The sequence below is a fragment of the Citrobacter sp. CRE-46 genome (assembly GCF_059615875.1).
The window spans coordinates 4,330,430-4,350,166 of the sequence record NZ_CM184341.1 but is presented as its reverse complement, the minus strand read 5'-3'; the positions used below and the strand labels follow the sequence as shown (position 1 = coordinate 4,350,166).

Genomic DNA, 19,737 nt, shown 5'->3' with positions numbered 1-19,737 from the left:
CTCGGTTTTTTTGCCGGACGACGGCGTAAACACCTTATCCGGCATAGTCACATTAACGACCTTTCCACACCGGATCGCGTTTTTCGGCAAATGCCTGCGGTCCTTCGAGCGCATCTTCCGAATGCAGTACCGACGGATAATGCTTCAGTACGCCGCTGCGGATGTAGCGGTAGCCTTCTTCTACCGGCATTTCGCTGGTCGCACGATAAATCTCTTTCAGCGCCGCGATTGCCAGCGGGGCGCTATTAACCAGTTGTTGCGCCAGTTCGCGCGCGCTATCCATCAGTTCGCTCTGGCTAACAACGCGGTTCACGATCCCCCAACGCAGCGCTTCTTCGGCGCTCATTCGTCTACCGGTCATCACCATTTCGTTGACGATAGCCGGTGGCAACAGCTTAGGCAGGCGCAAAACGCCGCCGCTGTCAGGCACGATGCCGAGCTTGGCTTCCGGTAGCGCGAAGCTGGCGTTTTCCGCGCAGACAATAAAGTCCGCTGCCAGCGCCAGCTCAAAACCGCCGCCAAACGCATAGCCGTTTACCGCGGCGATGACCGGCTTATCCAGATCAAATATTTCGGTTAAACCGGCAAAGCCGCCGGGACCAAAATCGGCATCCGGCGCTTCACCTTCCGCTGCCGCTTTTAAGTCCCAGCCAGCAGAAAAGAATTTCTCCCCGCCGCCAGTAATGATTGCTACGCGTAATTCCGGATCGTCACGGAAATTAAGAAAAGCCTGGCCCATTGCAAAGCTGGTTTTGGCGTCAATGGCATTGGCTTTAGGTCGGTCGAGGGTAATTTCCAGGATCGGGCCATTACGGGTCAGATGTAATGATTCACTCATGGTTCATCTCCAGATAAATAGTTTCCCGGCGGGAGGGATTCCTGCCGGAAGGTTTATTTCAGATTTTTTTTGATTATTTTTCCTGAGCAGTTGCGCGGCAGGTCGGTTCTGATCTCCATAAAAGAGGGAACCTTGAATTTCGCCATATTGTTTTCGCAGAAGCTGAAAAACTCGGCTTCGCTTAATGTTTCGCCTTCATTAAGGACAATAAACGCTTTAATGGCTTCATCACGGATCGCGTCTTTAATACCAACAACCACAATGTCCTGAATTTTCGGATGTGCAGAAATAATATTTTCCAGCTCGACGCAGGAGACATTTTCCCCGCCGCGTTTAATCATGTTGCAGCGTCTGTCGACAAAATAGAAATAGCCATCCTCATCCTGGTAACCCGAATCACCGGTATGTAACCAGCCCTCTGGTTCCAGCGCCCTGGCGGTTGCTTCCGGCTGCATGTAATACTCTTTGAAGATGGTCTTGCCGGGGACGCCTTTAATACAGATTTCGCCAATTTCTCCGGCGGGCAGCGGACGATTTTGATCGTCGCGAATTTCAGCTTCATAGCTAAATCCCACGCGACCAATGGAAGGCCAGCGTCGTTTGTCTCCGGGACGGTCGCCAATAATTCCGACAATGGTTTCAGTCATACCATAAGAGGTCAGCAGCCTGACGCCAAAGCGTTCGATAAAGGCGTCTTTTTCCTGCGCGGATAGATTGAGATAGAACATCACTTCGCGCAGATGATGCTGCCTGTCCGTTGGCGCGGCGGGCTGGACCATCAGCGTGCGGATCATCATCGGGATGCACTCGGTCACCGTCGCCTGATATTTACGTACCTGATCCCAGAATGCCCGGGCGCTGTACTTCTCCAGGAGCACAAAGGTGCTGCCGGCGGAAAAGGCCGGCATTGCGGCGGTACACTGACAGTCGATATGAAAAGCGGGCATCACCGTCATGTATACGTCATCATCGCGCAGGGCGATTTGCCAGGCAGAGTAATAGCCCGCAAAGCGCAGGTTATAATGGGTAATCACCACCCCTTTTGGACGCGAGGTGGTACCGGAGGTAAACAGAATTTCCGCCGTATCGTCAGTGGATAACGCAGGCGTATAGCACAGGGTGGTCGACTGACGAGCCTGCAGTTGGGTAAAGTGGCTCACGCCATCGTCAGCCGGAAGCTGCTCGCCAATCAGACAGATATGATTAAGCGGAGTGCTATTTTCCTGGCGTATTTCACGGTACATAGGATAAAACTGGGCGCTGGTAACCAGCAGGCTCACCTGGCTGTTTTGCAGGATCCAGGCACTTTCTTCGCCCAGTAAGCGAGCATTAATCGGCACCATAATGGCGCCGATTTTTGCCAGTCCAAACCAGCAAAAGATGAATTCCGGACAGTTATCCAGATGCAGTGCGACCCTATCGCCCTTGCGGATCCCTAAGGAATGAAAAAGGTTCGCCGTGCGGTTAATCTCTTCATTGAGCGAGGCATAGCTAAATTGCCGAACGATTCCTTCACAGGATTCGAAAATTAACGCCGTTTTATTTCCGTACACCCCGGCCAGGTCGTCCCACATCTGACGTAAGTTTTGTCCGCCAACGATATCCATATTGCTTTATCCACTGAAATCAGGCGTGAGCGCTAACCCACGAGCGGGTTAGCGCGTCGCGTTTATTCCTCAACCCTGGCCAGGCCTTTGCCGACCAGCTCATTTATGTCTGCTTCGCTATAACCAATGTTTTTCAGAATGGCGGCGGTATCCATGCCGTGTGATGGCATGCCACGCCAGATTTTCCCCGGGTTGTTTTTAAATTTCGGCATGATGTTCGGTCCTTTGCAGGTGCGGCCGTCCATTGTTTGCCACTGAGTAATGGATTCGCGGGCAACGTACTGCGGATTGCCTTCCAGTTCCGGAATGGTTAGCACCTTCGCACAGGCGATATTCAGTTCAGCAAAGCGCGCCTGGACTTCGGCGATGGTATGTGCTGCCAGCCAGGCGTCCAGTTTCTCTTCGACGAGCGGGCCGTAAGGGCATTCCACGCGATGGATTAGCTGCGTGCCTTCCGGAACTTCCGGCGTACCGAGAATGTGGGCCAGGCCGATATCTTTAAAACACTCGTTGATTTGCGTGATGCCGACCAACTCCATGACGATGTAACCATCGGCGCATTTATACAGGCCGCAACCGGCGTAGTAGGGATCTTTCCCTTTCGTCATACGTGGACAGATTTCGCCGCCGTTGAAGTAGTCCATCATGAAGTACTGACCCATGCGCAGCATCACTTCGTACATGGCGATATCGATGCTTTCACCTTTACCCGTTTCGCGCACTTTGTGCAGGGCCGCCAGCGCCGCTGTCGTTGCGGTCATCCCGGAGAAGTAATCTGCGGTATACGGGAAGGCTGGCATCGGTTGGTCAACGTCGCCGTTTTGGATCAGATAACCACTGAACGCCTGCGCGATGGTGTTATACGCCGGAAGATTGGTGTACTCCTCCGTACCAAACTGGCCAAAACCGGAAAGGTGGGCAATGACCAGTTTCGGGTTATGTTCCCACAGCACTTCATCAGTAATACCGCGGCGTGCAAAGGCCGGGCCTTTACTGGCTTCAATGAAAATATCGGTGGTTTCCATCAGTTTCAGAAACGCTTCCCGACCTTCATCTTTGAAAATATTGAGCGACAGGGCGTGCAGGTTGCGGCGTGAGAGCTGCGGGTAGTTAGGCTGTACGCGGATGGTATCGGCCCATGCGACGTTTTCAATCCAGATAACCTCGGCGCCCCATTCGGCGAACATCTGTCCGGCGAATGGACCGGCGATTTCGATCCCTGAAAAAACAACGCGTACTCCAGCAAGAGGGCCAAAGGTTGGCATTGGTAAATGATTCATAATTTTTCTCCTGGCATTTATGGGGGCCACGTAGGCCGGATGGCGACGCGAGCGTCTTATCAGGCCTACAGGTTGCGCCGTTCTATCGGTATTGCTTGAGTACCGCACGGCCTAACGTCAGGATCTGCATTTCATCAGAACCACCAGAAACGCGGTCAACACGCAGGTCACGCCAGAAACGCGTGATGCGGTGGTTGCCCGCGATACCAACACCTCCCAGTACCTGCATGGCGGTGTCTACCACTTCAAACGCGGCGTTGGCGCAGAAGTATTTGCACATTGCCGCGTCGCCGGAGGTAATAGTGCCGTTATCTGCTTTCCACGCGGCTTCCAGCAGCATGTTTTTCATGGAGTTCAGTTTGATCGCCATATGCGCAAACTTCTCCTGAATCAGCTGGAAACGGCCAATAGTTTCACCAAACTGCACGCGCTGATTAGCGTAACGCGCGGCATCTTCAAAAGCGCACATTGCGGTGCCGTAGTTGGTCAGCGCGACGAGGAAGCGCTCATGGTCAAACTCTTCTTTCACGCGGTTGAAGCCGTTACCTTCCCGACCGAACATGTCTTTTTCGTCCAGTTCAACGTCGTCAAAGGTGATTTCACAGCAGCTATCCATGCGCAGACCGAGTTTCTCCAGTTTGTTGACCTTGATACCCGCTTTGCTCATGTCGACAAACCATTCGGTGTAAACAGGCTTATCCGGCGATGCACCGTCTCGCGCCATGACCACGATGTACGGGGTATAGGCGCTACTGGTGATAAAGCACTTACTGCCATTAAGATAAACCTTACCATTTTTGCGTGTATAAGTGGTTTTCAGACTGCCGACATCCGATCCCGCTCCCGGTTCGGTGATAGCAGAGTTCCACATCTGCTTACCGGTACCCTGGAACGCCATGATTTTATCAATTTGCTCCTGAGTCCCTTCACGCAGGAAAGTGTTAAAACCTCCCGGCAATTGGTACAACACGTAAGTTGGTGCGCCAAGACGTCCCAGCTCCATCCAGACGGCGGCGACGGTAACAAAACCCGCTTCCAGACCGCCATGTTCTTCCGGGATCAGCAGGCTATCAATGCCCATATCCGCCAGCGCTTTTACAAAACGCTCAGGGTAGACGCTGTCACGATCGCACTCGGCAAAATAAGCTTCCCAGTTCTCACTGGCCATCAGTTCACGAATACCGGCGACAAACAGTTCCTGCTCGTCATTTAAGTTGAAATCCATCTTTCAGCCTCTTGATCAATTAGGTTAATAAGAATTACTTGTCTTTCCAGTGCACTTTGGCGTCTTTAATAAAGGACAGCGTCACCATAATGTTGACGAAGAACAGCGGGCATCCTCCGGCGATAATTGCGGTCTGAATCGGCTTCAACCCCCCCAGTGCCAGCAGAACGATACCGATGATGCCGACCAGCACCGACCAGCCGATACGCACTAACAGAGGCGGTTCTTCACCATCGCGAACTTCGCGACAGGTGGACATCGCCAGGGTGTAAGAGCAGGCGTTAATCAGCGTTACGGTGGCGATAAAGCAGAGGATAAAGAAACCCCACATGGTGGCGGTGCTGAGCGGTAAGGCGGCCCAGGTTTCGATAATGGCGCGCGCCACGCCGTGTTGTTCAATCAACTGCGGAATGTTGAGGATGTTTTTATCCATCAGCAGCAGCGTGTTGCTGCCAAGGACAGTCCACAGGATCCAGGTAGACGCGGTCAGGCCCAGTACCATCCCGAAGCACAGTTCGCGTACGGTGCGACCACGAGAAATACGGGCCAGGAAGATACTCATCTGGATGGCGTAAATTACCCACCACGCCCAGTAGAAAACGGTCCAGCCCTGCGGGAAGCCGCCTTTACCAATGGCATCGGTATAGAACAGCATCCGTGGCAGATGCATCAGCAACATCCCGACGGAGTCGGTGAAGTAGTTCATGATGAAGCTGGCACCGCTGACGATAAACACCCAGCCGAGCATCAGGAAGCTCAGATAACTACGTACGTCACTGGCGATCTTGACCCCTTTTTGCAGGCCACAGGCCACGCAAATGGCGTTCAGAATGATCCAGCAGGTAATGATGATGGCGTCGAGTTGCAGCGTATGTGGAATACCGAACAGGTACTGCATACACTCGGTGACCAGCGGGGTAGCCAGACCGAGGCTGGTGCCCATTGCGAAGATCAGCGCCACCAGGTAGAAGTTATCAACGATGGTACCGAACAACCCTTTCGCATGTTTCTCACCGACGAGCGGTACCAGCGTGGAGCTGGGACGGATGACATCCATCTTACGTACAAAGAAGAAGTAGGCAAAGGCTACAGAAAGGAAGCTATAGGTTGCCCACGGCAGCGGCCCCCAGTGGAACAGGCTGTACGCCAGACCTATCTCTTTCGCGCCCGTGGAATTTGGTTCCAGGCCGAACGGCGGGGTGGAGATATAGTAGTAGATCTCAATAGAGCCCCAGAACAGCACCGCAGCGGATGTACAGGACGCGAACATCATAAAAATCCAGCTGGCGGTGCTAAACTCCGGTTTTTCGTCACCTAATCTCTTTTTGGCATAGGGGCCAAAAACCAGCCAGAACCAGCCGAATAGCATGATGACCATATACCATTCAAATGCCCATCCCCAGACGTTGGTGACATAACTGAATACCGCATTAATAACGACGTTAGCGGCATCAAGATCTCTTACTGTTAGCCAGCAAAGTATTCCGACAATTATTAATGGCGGAAAAAAAACCTTCGGTTCAATTCCCGATTTTCTCTTTTCATTTTTCATAAGTGAATTCCAGTGTGAAAACGAAATTTATTTAGCGTGCCCGTTTTTGAACGTTTGTTTATTTATTATTAATGGTTTGTTGATAACTTATTAACCTCTGGGACACCTCAACGAGTAACTCATAATGGGTATTCATTTCGCGTGATTCTGTTACTTGTGTCACACTTTTTTGTGCTGGTTATTTTGTCTTGAAATATCTGTTTTTTGATTGTAAATCATATATTTGACATTGGTTTTTTAACTTTTTTAAGTGTCTGGCGTTCAATATTGTTGAACCAGCAAGCAATATTGAAAATTTTCATATTTGACGTGTTTCTTTCAATATTGGTGAGGCATGTAACACTATTGAAAGTTACGAATTTCAATGTGTGACATTTTCAATATTGGTGATTAAGGTTTTATTTCCGAATTAAAGAGCGTGATATCTGTATTTAACACCGCCGATATAAATACGTTTCCTTCATGATTTCTGGAGATGCAATGAAGATAATTACTTGCTACAAATGCGTACCTGATGAACAGGATATTGCGATTAATAATGCTGATGGTTCACTCGATTTCAGCAAAGCGGATGGCAAAATCAGCCAATATGATCTGAATGCAATTGAAGCTGCTTGCCAGTTAAAACAGCAGGTGGGAGACGCTCAGGTTGTCGCCATGAGCGTTGGCGGCAAAGCGCTGACTAATGCAAAAGGGCGCAAAGATGTCCTTTCTCGTGGCCCTGATGAACTGATTGTGGTGATTGACGATCAATTTGAGCAGGCGCTGCCGCAACACACCGCTACCGCGCTGGCCGCCGCGGCGCAAAAATCAGGTTTCGATCTGCTTATTTGCGGCGACGGTTCTTCCGATCTTTATGCTCAGCAGGTTGGTTTGCTGGTGGGTGAAGCGCTGAACGTTCCGGCGATTAACGGCGTGAGTAAGATCCTCTCTCTTACTGACAGTACGCTGACGGTAGAACGCGAACTGGAAGATGAAGTTGAAACGCTGAGCATCCCGCTCCCGGCGGTGATCGCGGTTTCCACCGACATCAACACTCCACAAATCCCTTCGATGAAAGCCATTCTTGGCGCGGCGAAAAAACCGGTTCAGGTCTGGTCGCCTGCGGATATCGGGCTGAACAGCGTACCCGCGTATTCCGTACAACAGGTTGCCGCACCGAAGCAGCGCGAGCGTCAGCGTGTGGTGATTGAAGGTGACGGTGAAGAACAAATCGCCGCGTTTGTCGAGAATCTGCGCAAAATCATTTAATTATCAGGGGATGTTATGAACAAATTTTCCAGTGTCTGGGTATTCAGCGATACCCCTTCTCGTCTGCCCGAACTGATGAGTGGCGCGCAGGCTGTAGGTGAAAAAGTTAACGCGTTCGTACTGAACGAAGCGGATAGCGCGACAGCATGTCATTTGGGCGCGGATCATGTCTGGCTGCTCAGCGGCAAACCAGAAGACCGCATGATCGAAGACTACGCTGATGTGATGGCTGAGACTGTTCGTCAGCATAGCGAGGGCGGCGCGGTACTGCTGCCGAATACGCGCCGGGGCAAACTGTTGGCGGCAAAGCTGGGCTTTCGCTTGTCGGCTGCGGTTTCCAACGACGCCAGCGAAGTCGCCCTGCAGGATGGAAAAGCGGCGGTTAAGCATATGGTCTACGGCGGTCTGGCGATAGGGGCAGAAACCATTGCTTCGCCGTTTGCCGTGATCACGCTCAGCAGCGGAACGTTTGACGCACAAGACCCGGACACTTCTCGCAGCGGTGAGATGCACACCGTGCAGTGGCAGGCTCCGGCCAATGCTGTGACCCGCACCGCAACCCAGGCACGTCAGAGCAACAGCGTCGATCTCGATAAAGCGCGTCTGGTGGTCAGTGTGGGACGCGGTATAGGCAGCAAAGAGAATATCTCGCTGGCCGAAGCGCTGTGCCAGACGATTGGCGCTGAGCTGGCCTGTTCTCGCCCGGTAGCGGAAAACGAGAAGTGGATGGAGCACGAGCGCTACGTCGGTATCTCCAACCTGATGCTCAAGCCTGAACTGTATCTGGCGGTGGGGATCTCCGGGCAGATCCAACACATGGTCGGCGCCAACGGCGCGCAGACGATTTTCGCCATCAATAAAGATAAAAATGCGCCGATCTTCCAGTATGCGGATTTTGGCATCGTTGGCGATGCGCTGAAGATCCTGCCTGCGCTGACGGCTGCCTTAGCGCGATAAATCATTTCGGGCAGGATGCGAAGGTATCCTGCCGCTGACAGGAGTACGTATGTCCGAAGATATCTTTGATGCCATCATCGTGGGTGCAGGTCTGGCCGGTTCGGTTGCGGCGCTGGTGCTTGCTCGCGAAGGTGCACAGGTGCTGGTTATCGAGCGCGGCAATTCTGCTGGCGCGAAGAATGTCACCGGTGGGCGTCTGTATGCGCATAGCCTGGAACGCATCATTCCCGGCTTTGCGGATCTGGCCCCCATTGAACGCATGATTACCCACGAAAAACTCGCCTTTATGACCGACAACGGGGCGATGACTATCGACTACTGCAATGGTGAAGAGGCCGCCGCGTCGCAGGTTTCTTATTCCGTCTTGCGCAGTAAATTTGACGCCTGGCTGATGGAGCAGGCCGAAGAGGCGGGGGCGCAACTGATCACCGGTATTCGCGTCGATAACGTCGTTCAGCGCGAGGGTAAAGTCGTGGGCGTGGAAGCCGATGGCGATATTCTGGAAGCCAAAGTCGTGATCCTCGCCGATGGGGTGAATTCTCTGCTGGCTGAAAAGCTGGGCATGGCCAAGCGTGTTGAGGCATCACATGTTGCCGTCGGCGTGAAGGAACTGATCGAATTACCGAAGTCGGTGATTGAAGATCGTTTCCAGCTACAGGGCAACGAAGGCGCCGCCTGTCTGTTTGCCGGGGCGCCAACCGATGGTCTGATGGGCGGTGGCTTTCTGTATACGAATGAAACAACCCTTTCTCTGGGGCTGGTCTGCGGTCTTCATCATCTGAAAGACGCGAAAAAATCGGTCCCGCAAATGCTGGAAGATTTCAAACAGCATCCGGCAGTTGCTCCGCTGATCGCTGGTGGCAAGCTGGTGGAATATGCTGCACACGTTGTACCCGAGGCGGGAATGAATATGCAGCCTGAACTGGTGGGCGATGGCGTACTGATTGCCGGAGACGCTGCCGGTATGTGTATGAACCTCGGCTTTACCATCCGTGGTATGGATCTCGCCATATCCGCAGGCGAAGCGGCGGCGAAGACGGTGCTTTCGGCGATGAAGCGCGACGATTTTAGCAAGCAGTCGCTGGGTGAATACCGTCAGCATCTGGACGAAGGTCCGATGCGCGATATGCGCATGTATCAGAAACTGCCGGCTTTTCTTGATAATCCCCGCATGTTTACCGCTTATCCCGAAATGGCGGTCAGTATCGCGCGCGACCTGTTCACCGTGGATGGCTCCGCTCCGGTGCCAATGCGTAAAAAAATCCTGCGCCATGCGAAGAAAGTGGGCTTCATCAACCTGATGAAAGATGGCCTGAAAGGAGTGACCGTATTATGACATCTCCCGTCAATGTGGACGTCAAACTGGGCGTCAATAAGTTCAATGTGGATGAAGATAGCCCACACATCATTCTCAAAGCCGATCCTGATAAACAGGCGCTGGAGGTGCTGATTAAGGCCTGTCCGGCGGGACTGTATAAAAAGCAGGACGACGGTAGCGTTCGTTTTGATTACGCCGGGTGCCTGGAGTGCGGAACGTGCCGGATCCTCGGCCTTGATACGGCGCTGGAAAAATGGGAATACCCACGCGGGACGTTTGGCGTGGAGTTCCGCTACGGCTAATAAGTACGAGGTTGTGTACCCGTAGGCCGGATAAGATGCGGTAGCATCGCCATCCGGCAATCATGTGGTGCCAATGCCGGATGGCGGCGTAAACGCCTTATCCGGCCTACAGATGACGCTTTGCCCGTGTTGAAACAGGACATCACCATGCAGCAGCCCAGGAACTTTGATGACATCAAATTTACCTCTATTCACCGCAGGATAATGCTATGGGGAAGCGGTGGGCCGTTTCTGGATGGTTATGTGCTGGTAATGATTGGCGTGGCGCTGGAACAACTCACGCCAGCATTGAAACTGGATGCTCAGTGGATTGGCTTGCTGGGTGCGGGCACGCTGGCCGGACTGTTTGTTGGTACGTCGTTGTTTGGCTACATTTCTGATAAGGTCGGGCGGCGAAAAATGTTTATTATCGATATCATCGCCATTGGCGTGATATCGGCAGCGACCATGTTCGTTACCTCGCCCATTGAACTCCTGGTGATGCGTGTGCTGATCGGCATTGTGATTGGCGCCGATTACCCGATCGCCACCTCGATGATTACCGAATTTTCCAATACCCGCCAGCGTGCCTTCTCTATCGGTTTTATCGCGGCTATGTGGTATGTCGGCGCAACCTGTGCCGATCTGGTCGGTTACTGTTTGTATGATGTTGAGGGCGGATGGCGCTGGATGCTAGGTAGCGCGGTGATCCCCTGTATTTTGATCCTGATTGGACGCTTCGACCTGCCTGAATCGCCGCGCTGGCTGCTGCGTAAGGGGCGGGTGAAAGAGTGCGAGGCGATGATGATCAAGCTGTTCGGCGAACCGGTGGTGTTCGACGAAGAAGCGCCGCAGGAGACGCGTTTTCTCCAGCTGTTTAATCGTCGTCATTTCCCGTTTGTGCTGTTTGTTGCCGCCATCTGGACCTGTCAGGTGATCCCGATGTTCGCCATCTATACCTTTGGCCCGCAGATTGTTGGGCTACTGGGACTGGGTGCCGGGAAAAGCGCCGCGTTGGGCAACGTGGTGATTAGCTTGTGCTTTATGCTGGGGTGTATTCCGCCGATGTTTTGGCTCAATAGCGCGGGGCGGCGACCGCTGTTGATTGGCAGCTTTATTATGATGACGCTGGCGCTGGCCGTACTGGGGTTAATTCCTGATATGGGGGCGTGGCTGGTGGTGCTGGCCTTTGCCGTATACGCATTTTTCTCTGGTGGTCCGGGGAATCTGCAGTGGCTATATCCCAACGAACTGTTTCCTACCGATATTCGCGCGTCTGCCGTCGGGGTGATTATGTCGTTAAGCCGCATCGGGACCATTGTTTCCACCTGGGCGCTACCGGTGTTCATTAGCAAATACGGCATCAGTAATGTCATGCTGATGGGGGCCGGGATTTCGCTGATTGGCCTGCTCGTGTCCATTGCTTTTGCACCAGAAACACGCGGCCTGACGTTGTCTCAAACCAGTCAGATGACGATTCGCAGTAAGCCCGTGACCAGGGCAGGTTATTAGGAGTGTTCTGTATTTTCCCTGTAACTCAGTCAGTTAGCCTACAGTTAATCTATATTTCACTGAAAACGACTGAAAAGCAGGGAGAACACCATGCAAAAACATATCCTGATCACCTCTATTTTTACTGCAGCAGCTCTGTTTACCGTCGCCGGTTGTTCCTCAAACCAGGCGGTGAAAACCACCGATGGCAAAACCATCGTTACCGACGGCAAACCGCAAGTGGATGATGATACTGGCCTGGTGTCGTATAAAAATGCGCAAACAGGTAAGACGGAGCAGATTAACCGCGACCAGGTTAAAGATATGAGTGAGCTGGACAACTAACTCAGATTTTTCCATTTATCTACTCAATAATATTGACTGTTAGCCTGTGGATTAACTGACTAAACTCACTGTTATTACAATAATGCAGTGACACAGGCTAATCATGATTCTCATCATTTATGCGCATCCCTATCCGCAGCATTCGCATGCGAATAAGCGGATGCTTGATCAGGCAAGGACGCTGGAGGGCGTGGAGATCCGCTCGCTCTACCAGCTCTACCCCGATTTCAATATCGATATTGCCGCTGAACAGGATGCGTTGGCACGCGCTGATTTAATTATCTGGCAGCATCCTATGCAGTGGTATAGCACGCCTCCGTTACTCAAATTGTGGATGGATAAAGTCCTCTCTCACGGCTGGGCCTATGGCCATGGCGGAACAGCGCTGCACGGTAAACATCTGCTGTGGGCTGTGACGACCGGCGGCGGTGAAAACCACTTTGATATCGGCTCCCATCCTGGCTTTGATGTACTTTCTCAGCCCCTACAGGCAACGGCTTTATATTGCGGCCTCAAATGGCTGCCGCCGTTTGCGATGCACTGTACGTTTATTTGTGATGATGAAACGCTGCAGGCGCAGGCGCGCCACTATAAACAGCGTCTGCTGGAGTGGCAGGAGGTGCATCATGGATAGTCATACGCTGATACAGGCGCTGATTTACCTCGGTTCGGCGGCGCTGATTGTCCCCATCGCCGTACGGCTGGGCTTAGGGTCAGTTCTGGGCTATCTCATCGCCGGGTGCATCATCGGTCCTTGGGGCTTGAGGCTGGTGACAGATGCCGAATCAATCCTCCATTTTGCCGAGATCGGCGTGGTGCTGATGTTGTTTGTCATCGGCCTGGAACTGGATCCGCAACGTTTGTGGAAGCTGCGAGCCTCGGTGTTTGGCGGTGGTGCATTACAAATGGTGGTTTGCGGGGGGCTGATCGGTCTGTTCTGTATGTTCCTCGGCCTGCGCTGGCAGGTAGCGGAACTGATCGGCATGACGCTGGCGCTTTCCTCAACGGCCATCGCTATGCAGGCGATGAATGAACGTAACCTGATGGTGTCGCAACTCGGACGCAGTACATTTGCCGTGCTGCTGTTCCAGGATATCGCCGCTATTCCACTGGTCGCGATGATCCCATTACTCGCGGCGAGCGGCGCATCGACAACGCTTGGGGCATTTGCGCTCTCTGCGCTTAAGGTGGCGGGGGCACTGGTGCTGGTGGTGCTGTTAGGTCGCTATGTGACGCGTCCCGCCTTACGTTTTGTTGCCCGTTCAGGCCTGCGGGAAGTGTTTAGCGCCGTCGCGCTGTTCCTCGTTTTTGGCTTCGGTCTGCTATTAGAAGAGGTCGGGCTGTCGATGGCGATGGGGGCGTTCCTGGCCGGTGTGCTGCTGGCCAGTTCTGAGTATCGCCACGCGCTGGAAAGCGATATTGAACCGTTCAAAGGACTGTTGCTGGGACTGTTCTTCATCGGCGTGGGGATGTCTATCGATTTTGGCACGCTGGTAGATAACCCATTACGCATCGTTATTCTGCTGGTCGGTTTCCTGGTTATCAAAACCGTCATGCTGTGGCTGATAGCGAAACCGTTGCAGGTGCCGAATAAGCAACGTCGCTGGTTTGCCGTATTATTAGGGCAGGGCAGTGAATTTGCCTTCGTGGTGTTTGGCGCGGCGCAAATGGCAGACGTGCTTGATCCTGATTGGGCGAAATCGCTGACCCTGGCTGTCGCGTTGTCGATGGCGGCGACGCCGATTTTACTGGTGATTTTGACACGACTGGAAAAATCAGCGACCGGTGAAGAGCGGGAAGCGGATGAAATCGACGAAGAACAACCGCGAGTGATCATCGCCGGGTTTGGGCGATTTGGTCAGATTACCGGGCGTTTGCTGTTGTCGAGCGGCGTCAAAATGGTGGTTCTTGATCATGACCCGGACCATATCGAAACGCTACGTAAATTCGGCATGAAGGTTTTCTATGGCGATGCGACCCGGATGGATCTGCTGGAGTCTGCAGGGGCGGCTAAAGCTGAAGTCATTATTAACGCCATTGACGATCCGCAAACCAGCCTGCAATTAACCGAAATGGTGAAGGAGCATTTCCCTCATCTGCACATTATTGCCCGCGCGCGCGATGTGGATCATTACATTCGCCTGCGCCAGGCAGGGGTGGAAATGCCGGAACGTGAAACCTTTGAAGGCGCGCTGAAGACCGGGCGTCTGGCGCTGGAAGGTCTTGGGCTTGGTCGCTATGAAGCGCGTGAGCGGGCCGACGTATTCCGCCGCTTCAATATGCTCATGGTTGAGGAGATGGTGAAAGGGGAAAATGACGCGATTTCCCGCGCAGCGGTTTATAAACGCACCAGCGCAATGCTGAGTGAAATTATTGCGGAAGATCGCCAACACTTATCGTTAATTCAACGCCATGGTTGGCAAGGCACGGATGAAGGTAAACATACGGGCGACGTCGCCGATGAGCCGGAAGTGAAACCGTCAGCATAGAGTAAAAAATGTGATGTTCTGCAAACTTTACTGCTAATTGGCTGTTTTTGAACTACTGTAATGCTGGCGTACCACCTTAAATAGGTCGGTTCGCCAGCAGAACGGAAAATTTTCATGCTCATCCTCTTTCCGCCAGTCGACGAAAGATTGCGCTTTCCGTATAGTGGCGACAATTTTTTTGTATCCGGGAAACATTCAATGATCAGTCTGATTGCGGCGTTAGCGGTAGATCGCGTCATCGGTATGGAAAACGCCATGCCATGGAACCTACCTGCCGATCTCGCCTGGTTTAAACGTAATACCTTAAACAAGCCGGTTGTCATGGGACGCCATACCTGGGAATCCATCGGGCGACCGTTGCCAGGGCGTAAAAATATTGTCATCAGCAGCAAGCCAGGCACCGACGATCGCGTGCAGTGGGTGAAGTCTGTTGATGAAGCAATAGCGGCCTGCGGCGATGAACCTGAAATTATGGTGATTGGCGGTGGACGCGTGTATGAGCAGTTCCTGCCGAAAGCGCAAAAACTGTATCTGACACACATTGATGCGGAAGTTGAAGGGGATACGCATTTCCCGGACTACGAACCGGACGACTGGGAATCGGTGTTTAGCGAATTTCACGATGCCGACGCACAAAACTCCCACAGCTACTGCTTCGAGATTCTGGAACGTCGTTAATACCGTAAGCGCCGGATGGCGGCGAAACGCCTTATCATCCAGCTAATGTAGGCCGGATAAGGTGCGAGCACCGCATCCGGCAAACGACTATCAGGCGTTGACCGCCTCGCCGGGATCCAGATTCAGATGGCGATTTGATGGCTGTACAAAGTACCGTTTGTCTTCCCAGCGCAGACAGGTGAGGTCTCCTCCCCAGCAACATCCCGTATCCAGCGCGTAGATACCTTCAGGCGTGCCTTTCCCCTCCAGCGATGCCCAGTGCCCGAAAGCAATGCTATAGGCTTCACTGACCGGTCCAGGAATGGCAAACCAGGGCTTCAGTGGGGCTGGCGCATCTTCTGGCGACTCTTTGCTGTACATATCCAACTGACCGTTGGGGAAGCAGTAGCGCATGCGGGTAAATGCGTTGGTAATAAAACGCAGGCGCGCCAGTCCCGTGAGTTCCGGTGTCCAGTTGTTTGGCATGTCGCCATACATGGCGTCGAGGAAGAAGGGATATGAGTCGCTCGACAATACGGCTTCAACATCGCGGGCGCAATTCCTCGCTGTCTGCAGATCCCATTGTGGGGTAATACCGGCATGCGCCATCACCAGCTTCTTCTCTTCATCAATCTGCAAGAGCGGCTGGCGGCGTAACCAATTAAGCAACTCATCCGCGTCCGGTGCTTCGAGCAGCGGTGTGAGCCGGTCTTTCGGTTTGTTACGACTGATACCGGCAAATACGGCCAGCAGGTGCAAATCGTGATTGCCAAGGACTAACCGCACGCTATCTCCCAGCGATTTCACGTAGCGTAAAACGTCCAGAGAGCCCGGCCCACGCGCGACCAGATCGCCAGTGAGCCATAGGGTGTCTTGTTCGGGGTTGAAGTCTACCTGGTGCAGCAAGGCGATCAGTTCATCGTAACAACCGTGAACGTCGCCAATAAGGTATGTCGCCATAGTTATTGTTTTAGTGAATGAGTGTTGGAACGGCGAGCCGAAACACGGGAATGTCGATGGTAAAGGCGATGCCTTGTTCATCGATCATTTCGTAATGACCCTGCATGGTGCCCAGCGGTGTTTCAATTACCGCTCCGCTGGTGTACTGATACTCTTCTCCAGGTGCGATGTGGGGCTGAACGCCAACCACACCTTCGCCCTGAACTTCGGTTTCGCGGCCATGACCATTAGTGATCAACCAATAACGCCCCAACAGCTGCACAGGCGCTCGCCCCAAATTGCGGATAGTCACGGTATAAGCAAAAACGTAACGTTCATCATCAGGTGAGGATTGCGCCTCAATGTAGACGCTTTGTACCTGAATGCACACTCGGGGCGAATTGATCATCTTTAACTCTCCTTCGATGGCGCGTTTTCTGACAGATAGTTAGCCATCCGGCAGTATTGCGCGACAGAGATATTTTCCGCTCGCATCGCCGGATCAATACCCAGCTCGGTCAGGACCTCAACGCTAAACAGGTTGCCGAGGCTGTTACGTACCGTTTTACGGCGCTGATTAAACGCTTCGGTGGTAATACGGCTCAGCACGCGGACATCTTTAACCGGATACGGCATCGTCGCATGAGGAACCAGACGCACAACGGCGGAATCGACTTTAGGCGCAGGCGTGAATGCGGATGGCGGTACTTCGAGTACCGGGATCACATTGCAATAATATTGCGCCATGACGCTTAATCGACCATACGCTTTACTGTTTGGCCCTGCAACCAGACGATTGACCACCTCTTTTTGCAACATGAAATGCATGTCGGCAATGGCATCAGTATAGGTAAAAAGATGGAACATCAGCGGCGTGGAGATGTTGTACGGCAGGTTGCCGAAAACGCGCAGCGGCTGGCCCATCGTTTGTGCGAGTTCGCCGAAGTTCATCGTCATGGCATCTTGCTGATAAATCGTCAGCTTTGGCCCTAAAAACGGGTGAGTTTGCAGGCGCGCGGCAAGGTCCCGGTCCAGTTCAATGACCGTGAGCTTGTCCAGACGTTCGCCTACTGGCTCGGTCAATGCTGCCAGGCCCGGGCCGATTTCGACCATTGCCTGACCCTTCTGCGGATTGATAGCAGAGACAATACTTTCGATCACAAACTGATCGTTAAGGAAGTTTTGCCCGAAACGTTTACGGGCTAAGTGGCCCTGATGGACTCGATTATTCATTAGTATTAACAATCATTTTGATGGCGAGATTAAGCGCCGTAATAAAACTGCCGACATCTGCTTGCCCACGACCCGCAAGTTCAAGCGCGGTGCCGTGATCGACAGATGTGCGAATAAAGGGCAGGCCCAGCGTGATATTCACCCCGCGACCAAATCCCTGGTATTTTAGCACGGGGAGGCCCTGATCGTGGTACATTGCCAATACGGCATCCGCGTGGTCGAGATATTTGGGCTGAAACAGCGTATCTGCTGGCAGTGGGCCGTTTAGTTTCATCCCCTGCGTACGCAGTGCATCGAGGACCGGAATGATGGTGTCTATCTCTTCCGTCCCCATATGACCGCCTTCACCAGCATGCGGGTTAAGACCGCACACCAGAATATGCGGATCGGCAATGCCGAACCTGGTGCGCAAATCATGATGCAGAATGCCGATCACTTCCTGCAACAGGGCAGGCGTAATGGCGTCGGCAACGGCTCTGAGCGGCAAATGCGTGGTGGCCAGAGCAACGCGCAGCTCCTCCGTCGCCAGCATCATCACCACTTTTTTCGCCTGCGATCGCTCTTCAAAAAACTCAGTATGTCCGGTAAACGGCACGCCAGCGTCATTGATTACGCCCTTGTGGACCGGACCGGTAATCAGCGCCGCAAATTCACCTTGCAGACAACCATCACAGGCGCGAGCCAGCGTATCCACGACATATTGCCCATTTTCTACCGCCAACTGACCTGCGACTACAGGCGCTCGTAGCGCAATCGGTAACAGCGTCAACGTACCTGCTGATTGCGGTCTGGCTGGGGTATCAGAAGAGTAGGGGAGGAGTGAAAGCGGTAAACCGAGCATCGCTGCCCGGTCACTGAGAAGAGCGGCATCCGCACAGACGACGAGTTCTACGGGCCACTCACGCTGTGCGAGCTGAACCACGAGGTCTGGGCCAATCCCGGCGGGTTCGCCGGGAGTGATGACAACGCGTTGAATACGAGTCATTAGTTGCTCAGAATTTTAACGTATGCGCTGGCGCGCTGTTCCTGCATCCAGGTCGCTGCTTCTTCCGAGAATTTACGGTTCATCAGCATACGGTAGGCACGGTCTTTCTGCGCTGCGTCAGTTTTATCGACATTACGCGTGTCCAGCAGTTCGATCAGATGCCAACCGAAAGAGGAATGCACCGGGGCGCTCATCTGGCCTTTGTTAAGTTTGGTCAGCGCATCGCGGAAAGCAGGATCGAAAATATCCGCTGCAGCCCAGCCCAGATCGCCGCCCTGGTTGGCAGAACCGGGATCCTGAGAAAACTCTTTTGCTGCTGCCGCGAAGGTGGTTTTACCACTCTTAATATCTGCCGCGATTTGTTCCAGCTTCAGACGCGCTTGTTGATCGGTCATGATCGGCGATGGCTTCAGCAGAATATGGCGGGCGTGCACTTCAGTCACGGAGATGCTCTGGCTTTGACCTCGCATGTCGTTGACTTTCAGGATGTGGAAACCCACGCCTGAACGAATAGGGCCGATGATATCGCCTTTCTTCGCGGTGCTTAACGCCTGAGCAAAGATGCCCGGCAGTTCCTGAATACGTCCCCAACCCATCTGGCCGCCTTTCAGCGCCTGCTGATCGGCGGAGTAAGTGATGGCCAGTTTGCCGAAATCGCTACCGTTACGCGCTTCATCAACAACAGAGCGTGCCTGGCTTTCAGCCGCGTTTACCTGCTCTGACGTTGGGTTTTCCGGTAATGGGATCAGAATGTGGCTCAGGTTCAGCTCGGTGCTGGCATCGTTTTGGTTGCCAACCTGCTGCGCCAGAGCATCCACTTCCTGCGGCAGAATGGTGACGCGACGGCGAACTTCGTTGTTACGCACTTCGGAGATGGTCATCTCTTTGCGGATCTGGCTCCGATAGGTCGAATAGCTTAAACCATCCTGTGCCAGACGGCTGCGCATCTGATCCAGCGTCATGTTGTTCTGCTTGGCGATGTTGGCGATAGCCTGATCCAACTGCTCGTCAGAAATTTTCACACCCATCTTCTGACCCATCTGCAGGATGATTTGATCCATGATCAAACGTTCCAGGATCTGATGACGCAGCGTGGCGTCGTCTGGTAACTGCTGACCAGCCTGACCCGCATTAAGTTTTACTGACTGCATTAAGCCATCGACGTCGCTTTCCAGAACGACGCCGTTATTGACGACGGCTGCGACTTTATCGACTACCTGTGGGGCAGCGAAACTGGTATTCGCGATCATGGCGATACCGAGAAGCAGCGTTTTCCAGTTCTTCATACT

19 protein-coding genes are annotated in these 19,737 nt (G+C 53.1%); 9 read left to right on the top strand and 10 right to left on the bottom strand.

What is annotated here, in order from left to right; all coding sequences use genetic code 11:
- Positions 1 to 52: 52 nt before the first annotated feature.
- The 5 genes from caiD to caiT form a co-directional block, all read right to left on the bottom strand.
- Complete coding sequence (gene caiD / locus AC534G_RS21175; RefSeq protein ID WP_038637097.1) at positions 53 to 838, bottom strand: crotonobetainyl-CoA hydratase; 786 nt, start codon at positions 836 to 838, stop codon at positions 53 to 55.
- Between the two features lie 53 nt (positions 839 to 891).
- Complete coding sequence (gene caiC, locus AC534G_RS21170) at positions 892 to 2,445, bottom strand: crotonobetaine/carnitine-CoA ligase (protein WP_038637099.1); 1,554 nt, start codon at positions 2,443 to 2,445, stop codon at positions 892 to 894.
- A 62-nt stretch (positions 2,446 to 2,507) separates the two neighbouring features.
- Positions 2,508 to 3,725, bottom strand: coding sequence for an L-carnitine CoA-transferase (gene caiB, locus AC534G_RS21165; RefSeq protein WP_038637101.1), 1,218 nt, complete (start codon positions 3,723 to 3,725; stop codon positions 2,508 to 2,510).
- 82 nt (positions 3,726 to 3,807) lie between these two features.
- Entirely contained in the window at positions 3,808 to 4,950 is a 1,143-nt protein-coding gene (caiA, locus tag AC534G_RS21160; protein ID WP_003018898.1) for a crotonobetainyl-CoA dehydrogenase, read from the bottom strand.
- A 34-nt stretch (positions 4,951 to 4,984) separates the two neighbouring features.
- Positions 4,985 to 6,502, bottom strand: coding sequence for an L-carnitine/gamma-butyrobetaine antiporter (gene caiT / locus AC534G_RS21155; protein ID WP_038637104.1), 1,518 nt, complete (start codon positions 6,500 to 6,502; stop codon positions 4,985 to 4,987).
- 480 nt (positions 6,503 to 6,982) lie between these two features.
- Here caiT and AC534G_RS21150 point away from each other — a divergent pair, with 480 nt between their 5' ends.
- The 9 genes from AC534G_RS21150 (at position 6,983) to folA (ending at position 15,312) form a co-directional block, all read left to right on the top strand.
- The gene (locus tag AC534G_RS21150; RefSeq protein ID WP_110498760.1) at positions 6,983 to 7,753 is read left to right on the top strand and encodes an electron transfer flavoprotein FixA; all 771 of its coding nucleotides are present in this window, start codon (positions 6,983 to 6,985) and stop codon (positions 7,751 to 7,753) included.
- A 15-nt stretch (positions 7,754 to 7,768) separates the two neighbouring features.
- Positions 7,769 to 8,710 carry an electron transfer flavoprotein subunit alpha/FixB family protein gene (locus AC534G_RS21145; RefSeq protein ID WP_085048329.1) on the top strand — a complete coding sequence of 314 codons (942 nt, stop codon included), beginning with the start codon at positions 7,769 to 7,771 and terminating at the stop codon, positions 8,708 to 8,710.
- Between the two features lie 49 nt (positions 8,711 to 8,759).
- Complete coding sequence (locus AC534G_RS21140) at positions 8,760 to 10,046, top strand: FAD-dependent oxidoreductase (RefSeq protein WP_087857647.1); 1,287 nt, start codon at positions 8,760 to 8,762, stop codon at positions 10,044 to 10,046.
- A complete protein-coding gene (gene fixX, locus AC534G_RS21135) occupies positions 10,043 to 10,330 on the top strand; it encodes a ferredoxin-like protein FixX (protein WP_000203731.1) in 288 nt (95 codons plus the stop codon). The genes AC534G_RS21140 and fixX overlap by 4 nt, the downstream gene beginning before the upstream one ends.
- Positions 10,331 to 10,477: 147 nt before the next feature.
- Complete coding sequence (locus tag AC534G_RS21130; RefSeq protein ID WP_069324075.1) at positions 10,478 to 11,821, top strand: MFS transporter; 1,344 nt, start codon at positions 10,478 to 10,480, stop codon at positions 11,819 to 11,821.
- Between the two features lie 90 nt (positions 11,822 to 11,911).
- Positions 11,912 to 12,145 (top strand): YgdI/YgdR family lipoprotein, encoded by a 234-nt coding sequence (locus AC534G_RS21125; RefSeq protein WP_003018880.1) that lies wholly within the window; start codon positions 11,912 to 11,914, stop codon positions 12,143 to 12,145.
- Between the two features lie 103 nt (positions 12,146 to 12,248).
- Positions 12,249 to 12,779 (top strand): glutathione-regulated potassium-efflux system oxidoreductase KefF, encoded by a 531-nt coding sequence (kefF, locus tag AC534G_RS21120; RefSeq protein WP_038637110.1) that lies wholly within the window; start codon positions 12,249 to 12,251, stop codon positions 12,777 to 12,779.
- A complete protein-coding gene (gene kefC / locus AC534G_RS21115) occupies positions 12,772 to 14,634 on the top strand; it encodes a glutathione-regulated potassium-efflux system protein KefC (protein ID WP_110498759.1) in 1,863 nt (620 codons plus the stop codon). Before kefF ends, kefC begins: the two co-directional genes overlap by 8 nt.
- 198 nt (positions 14,635 to 14,832) lie before the next feature.
- Positions 14,833 to 15,312 carry a type 3 dihydrofolate reductase gene (gene folA / locus AC534G_RS21110; RefSeq protein ID WP_003018873.1) on the top strand — a complete coding sequence of 160 codons (480 nt, stop codon included), beginning with the start codon at positions 14,833 to 14,835 and terminating at the stop codon, positions 15,310 to 15,312.
- Between the two features lie 90 nt (positions 15,313 to 15,402).
- Here the strand turns inward: folA and apaH are convergent, their stop codons facing one another.
- Genes apaH through surA form a run of 5 tightly spaced genes read right to left on the bottom strand, consistent with a single transcriptional unit; the run spans position 15,403 to position 19,734 of the window.
- Positions 15,403 to 16,251: a bis(5'-nucleosyl)-tetraphosphatase (symmetrical) ApaH gene (apaH, locus tag AC534G_RS21105; protein ID WP_038637114.1), complete on the bottom strand. Its 849-nt coding sequence runs from the start codon at positions 16,249 to 16,251 to the stop codon at positions 15,403 to 15,405.
- Between the two features lie 10 nt (positions 16,252 to 16,261).
- Positions 16,262 to 16,639, bottom strand: coding sequence for a Co2+/Mg2+ efflux facilitator ApaG/CorD (gene apaG, locus AC534G_RS21100; protein ID WP_038637116.1), 378 nt, complete (start codon positions 16,637 to 16,639; stop codon positions 16,262 to 16,264).
- Positions 16,640 to 16,641: 2 nt separating this feature from the next.
- Positions 16,642 to 17,463, bottom strand: a complete 822-nt coding sequence (gene rsmA, locus AC534G_RS21095) for a 16S rRNA (adenine(1518)-N(6)/adenine(1519)-N(6))-dimethyltransferase RsmA (protein WP_005124503.1) — start codon at positions 17,461 to 17,463, stop codon at positions 16,642 to 16,644.
- The gene (gene pdxA / locus AC534G_RS21090) at positions 17,456 to 18,448 is read right to left on the bottom strand and encodes a 4-hydroxythreonine-4-phosphate dehydrogenase PdxA (protein WP_110498758.1); all 993 of its coding nucleotides are present in this window, start codon (positions 18,446 to 18,448) and stop codon (positions 17,456 to 17,458) included. The genes rsmA and pdxA overlap by 8 nt, the downstream gene beginning before the upstream one ends.
- Positions 18,448 to 19,734: a peptidylprolyl isomerase SurA gene (gene surA / locus AC534G_RS21085; protein WP_038637121.1), complete on the bottom strand. Its 1,287-nt coding sequence runs from the start codon at positions 19,732 to 19,734 to the stop codon at positions 18,448 to 18,450. The genes pdxA and surA overlap by 1 nt, the downstream gene beginning before the upstream one ends.
- Between the last annotated feature and the right edge of the window lie 3 nt (positions 19,735 to 19,737).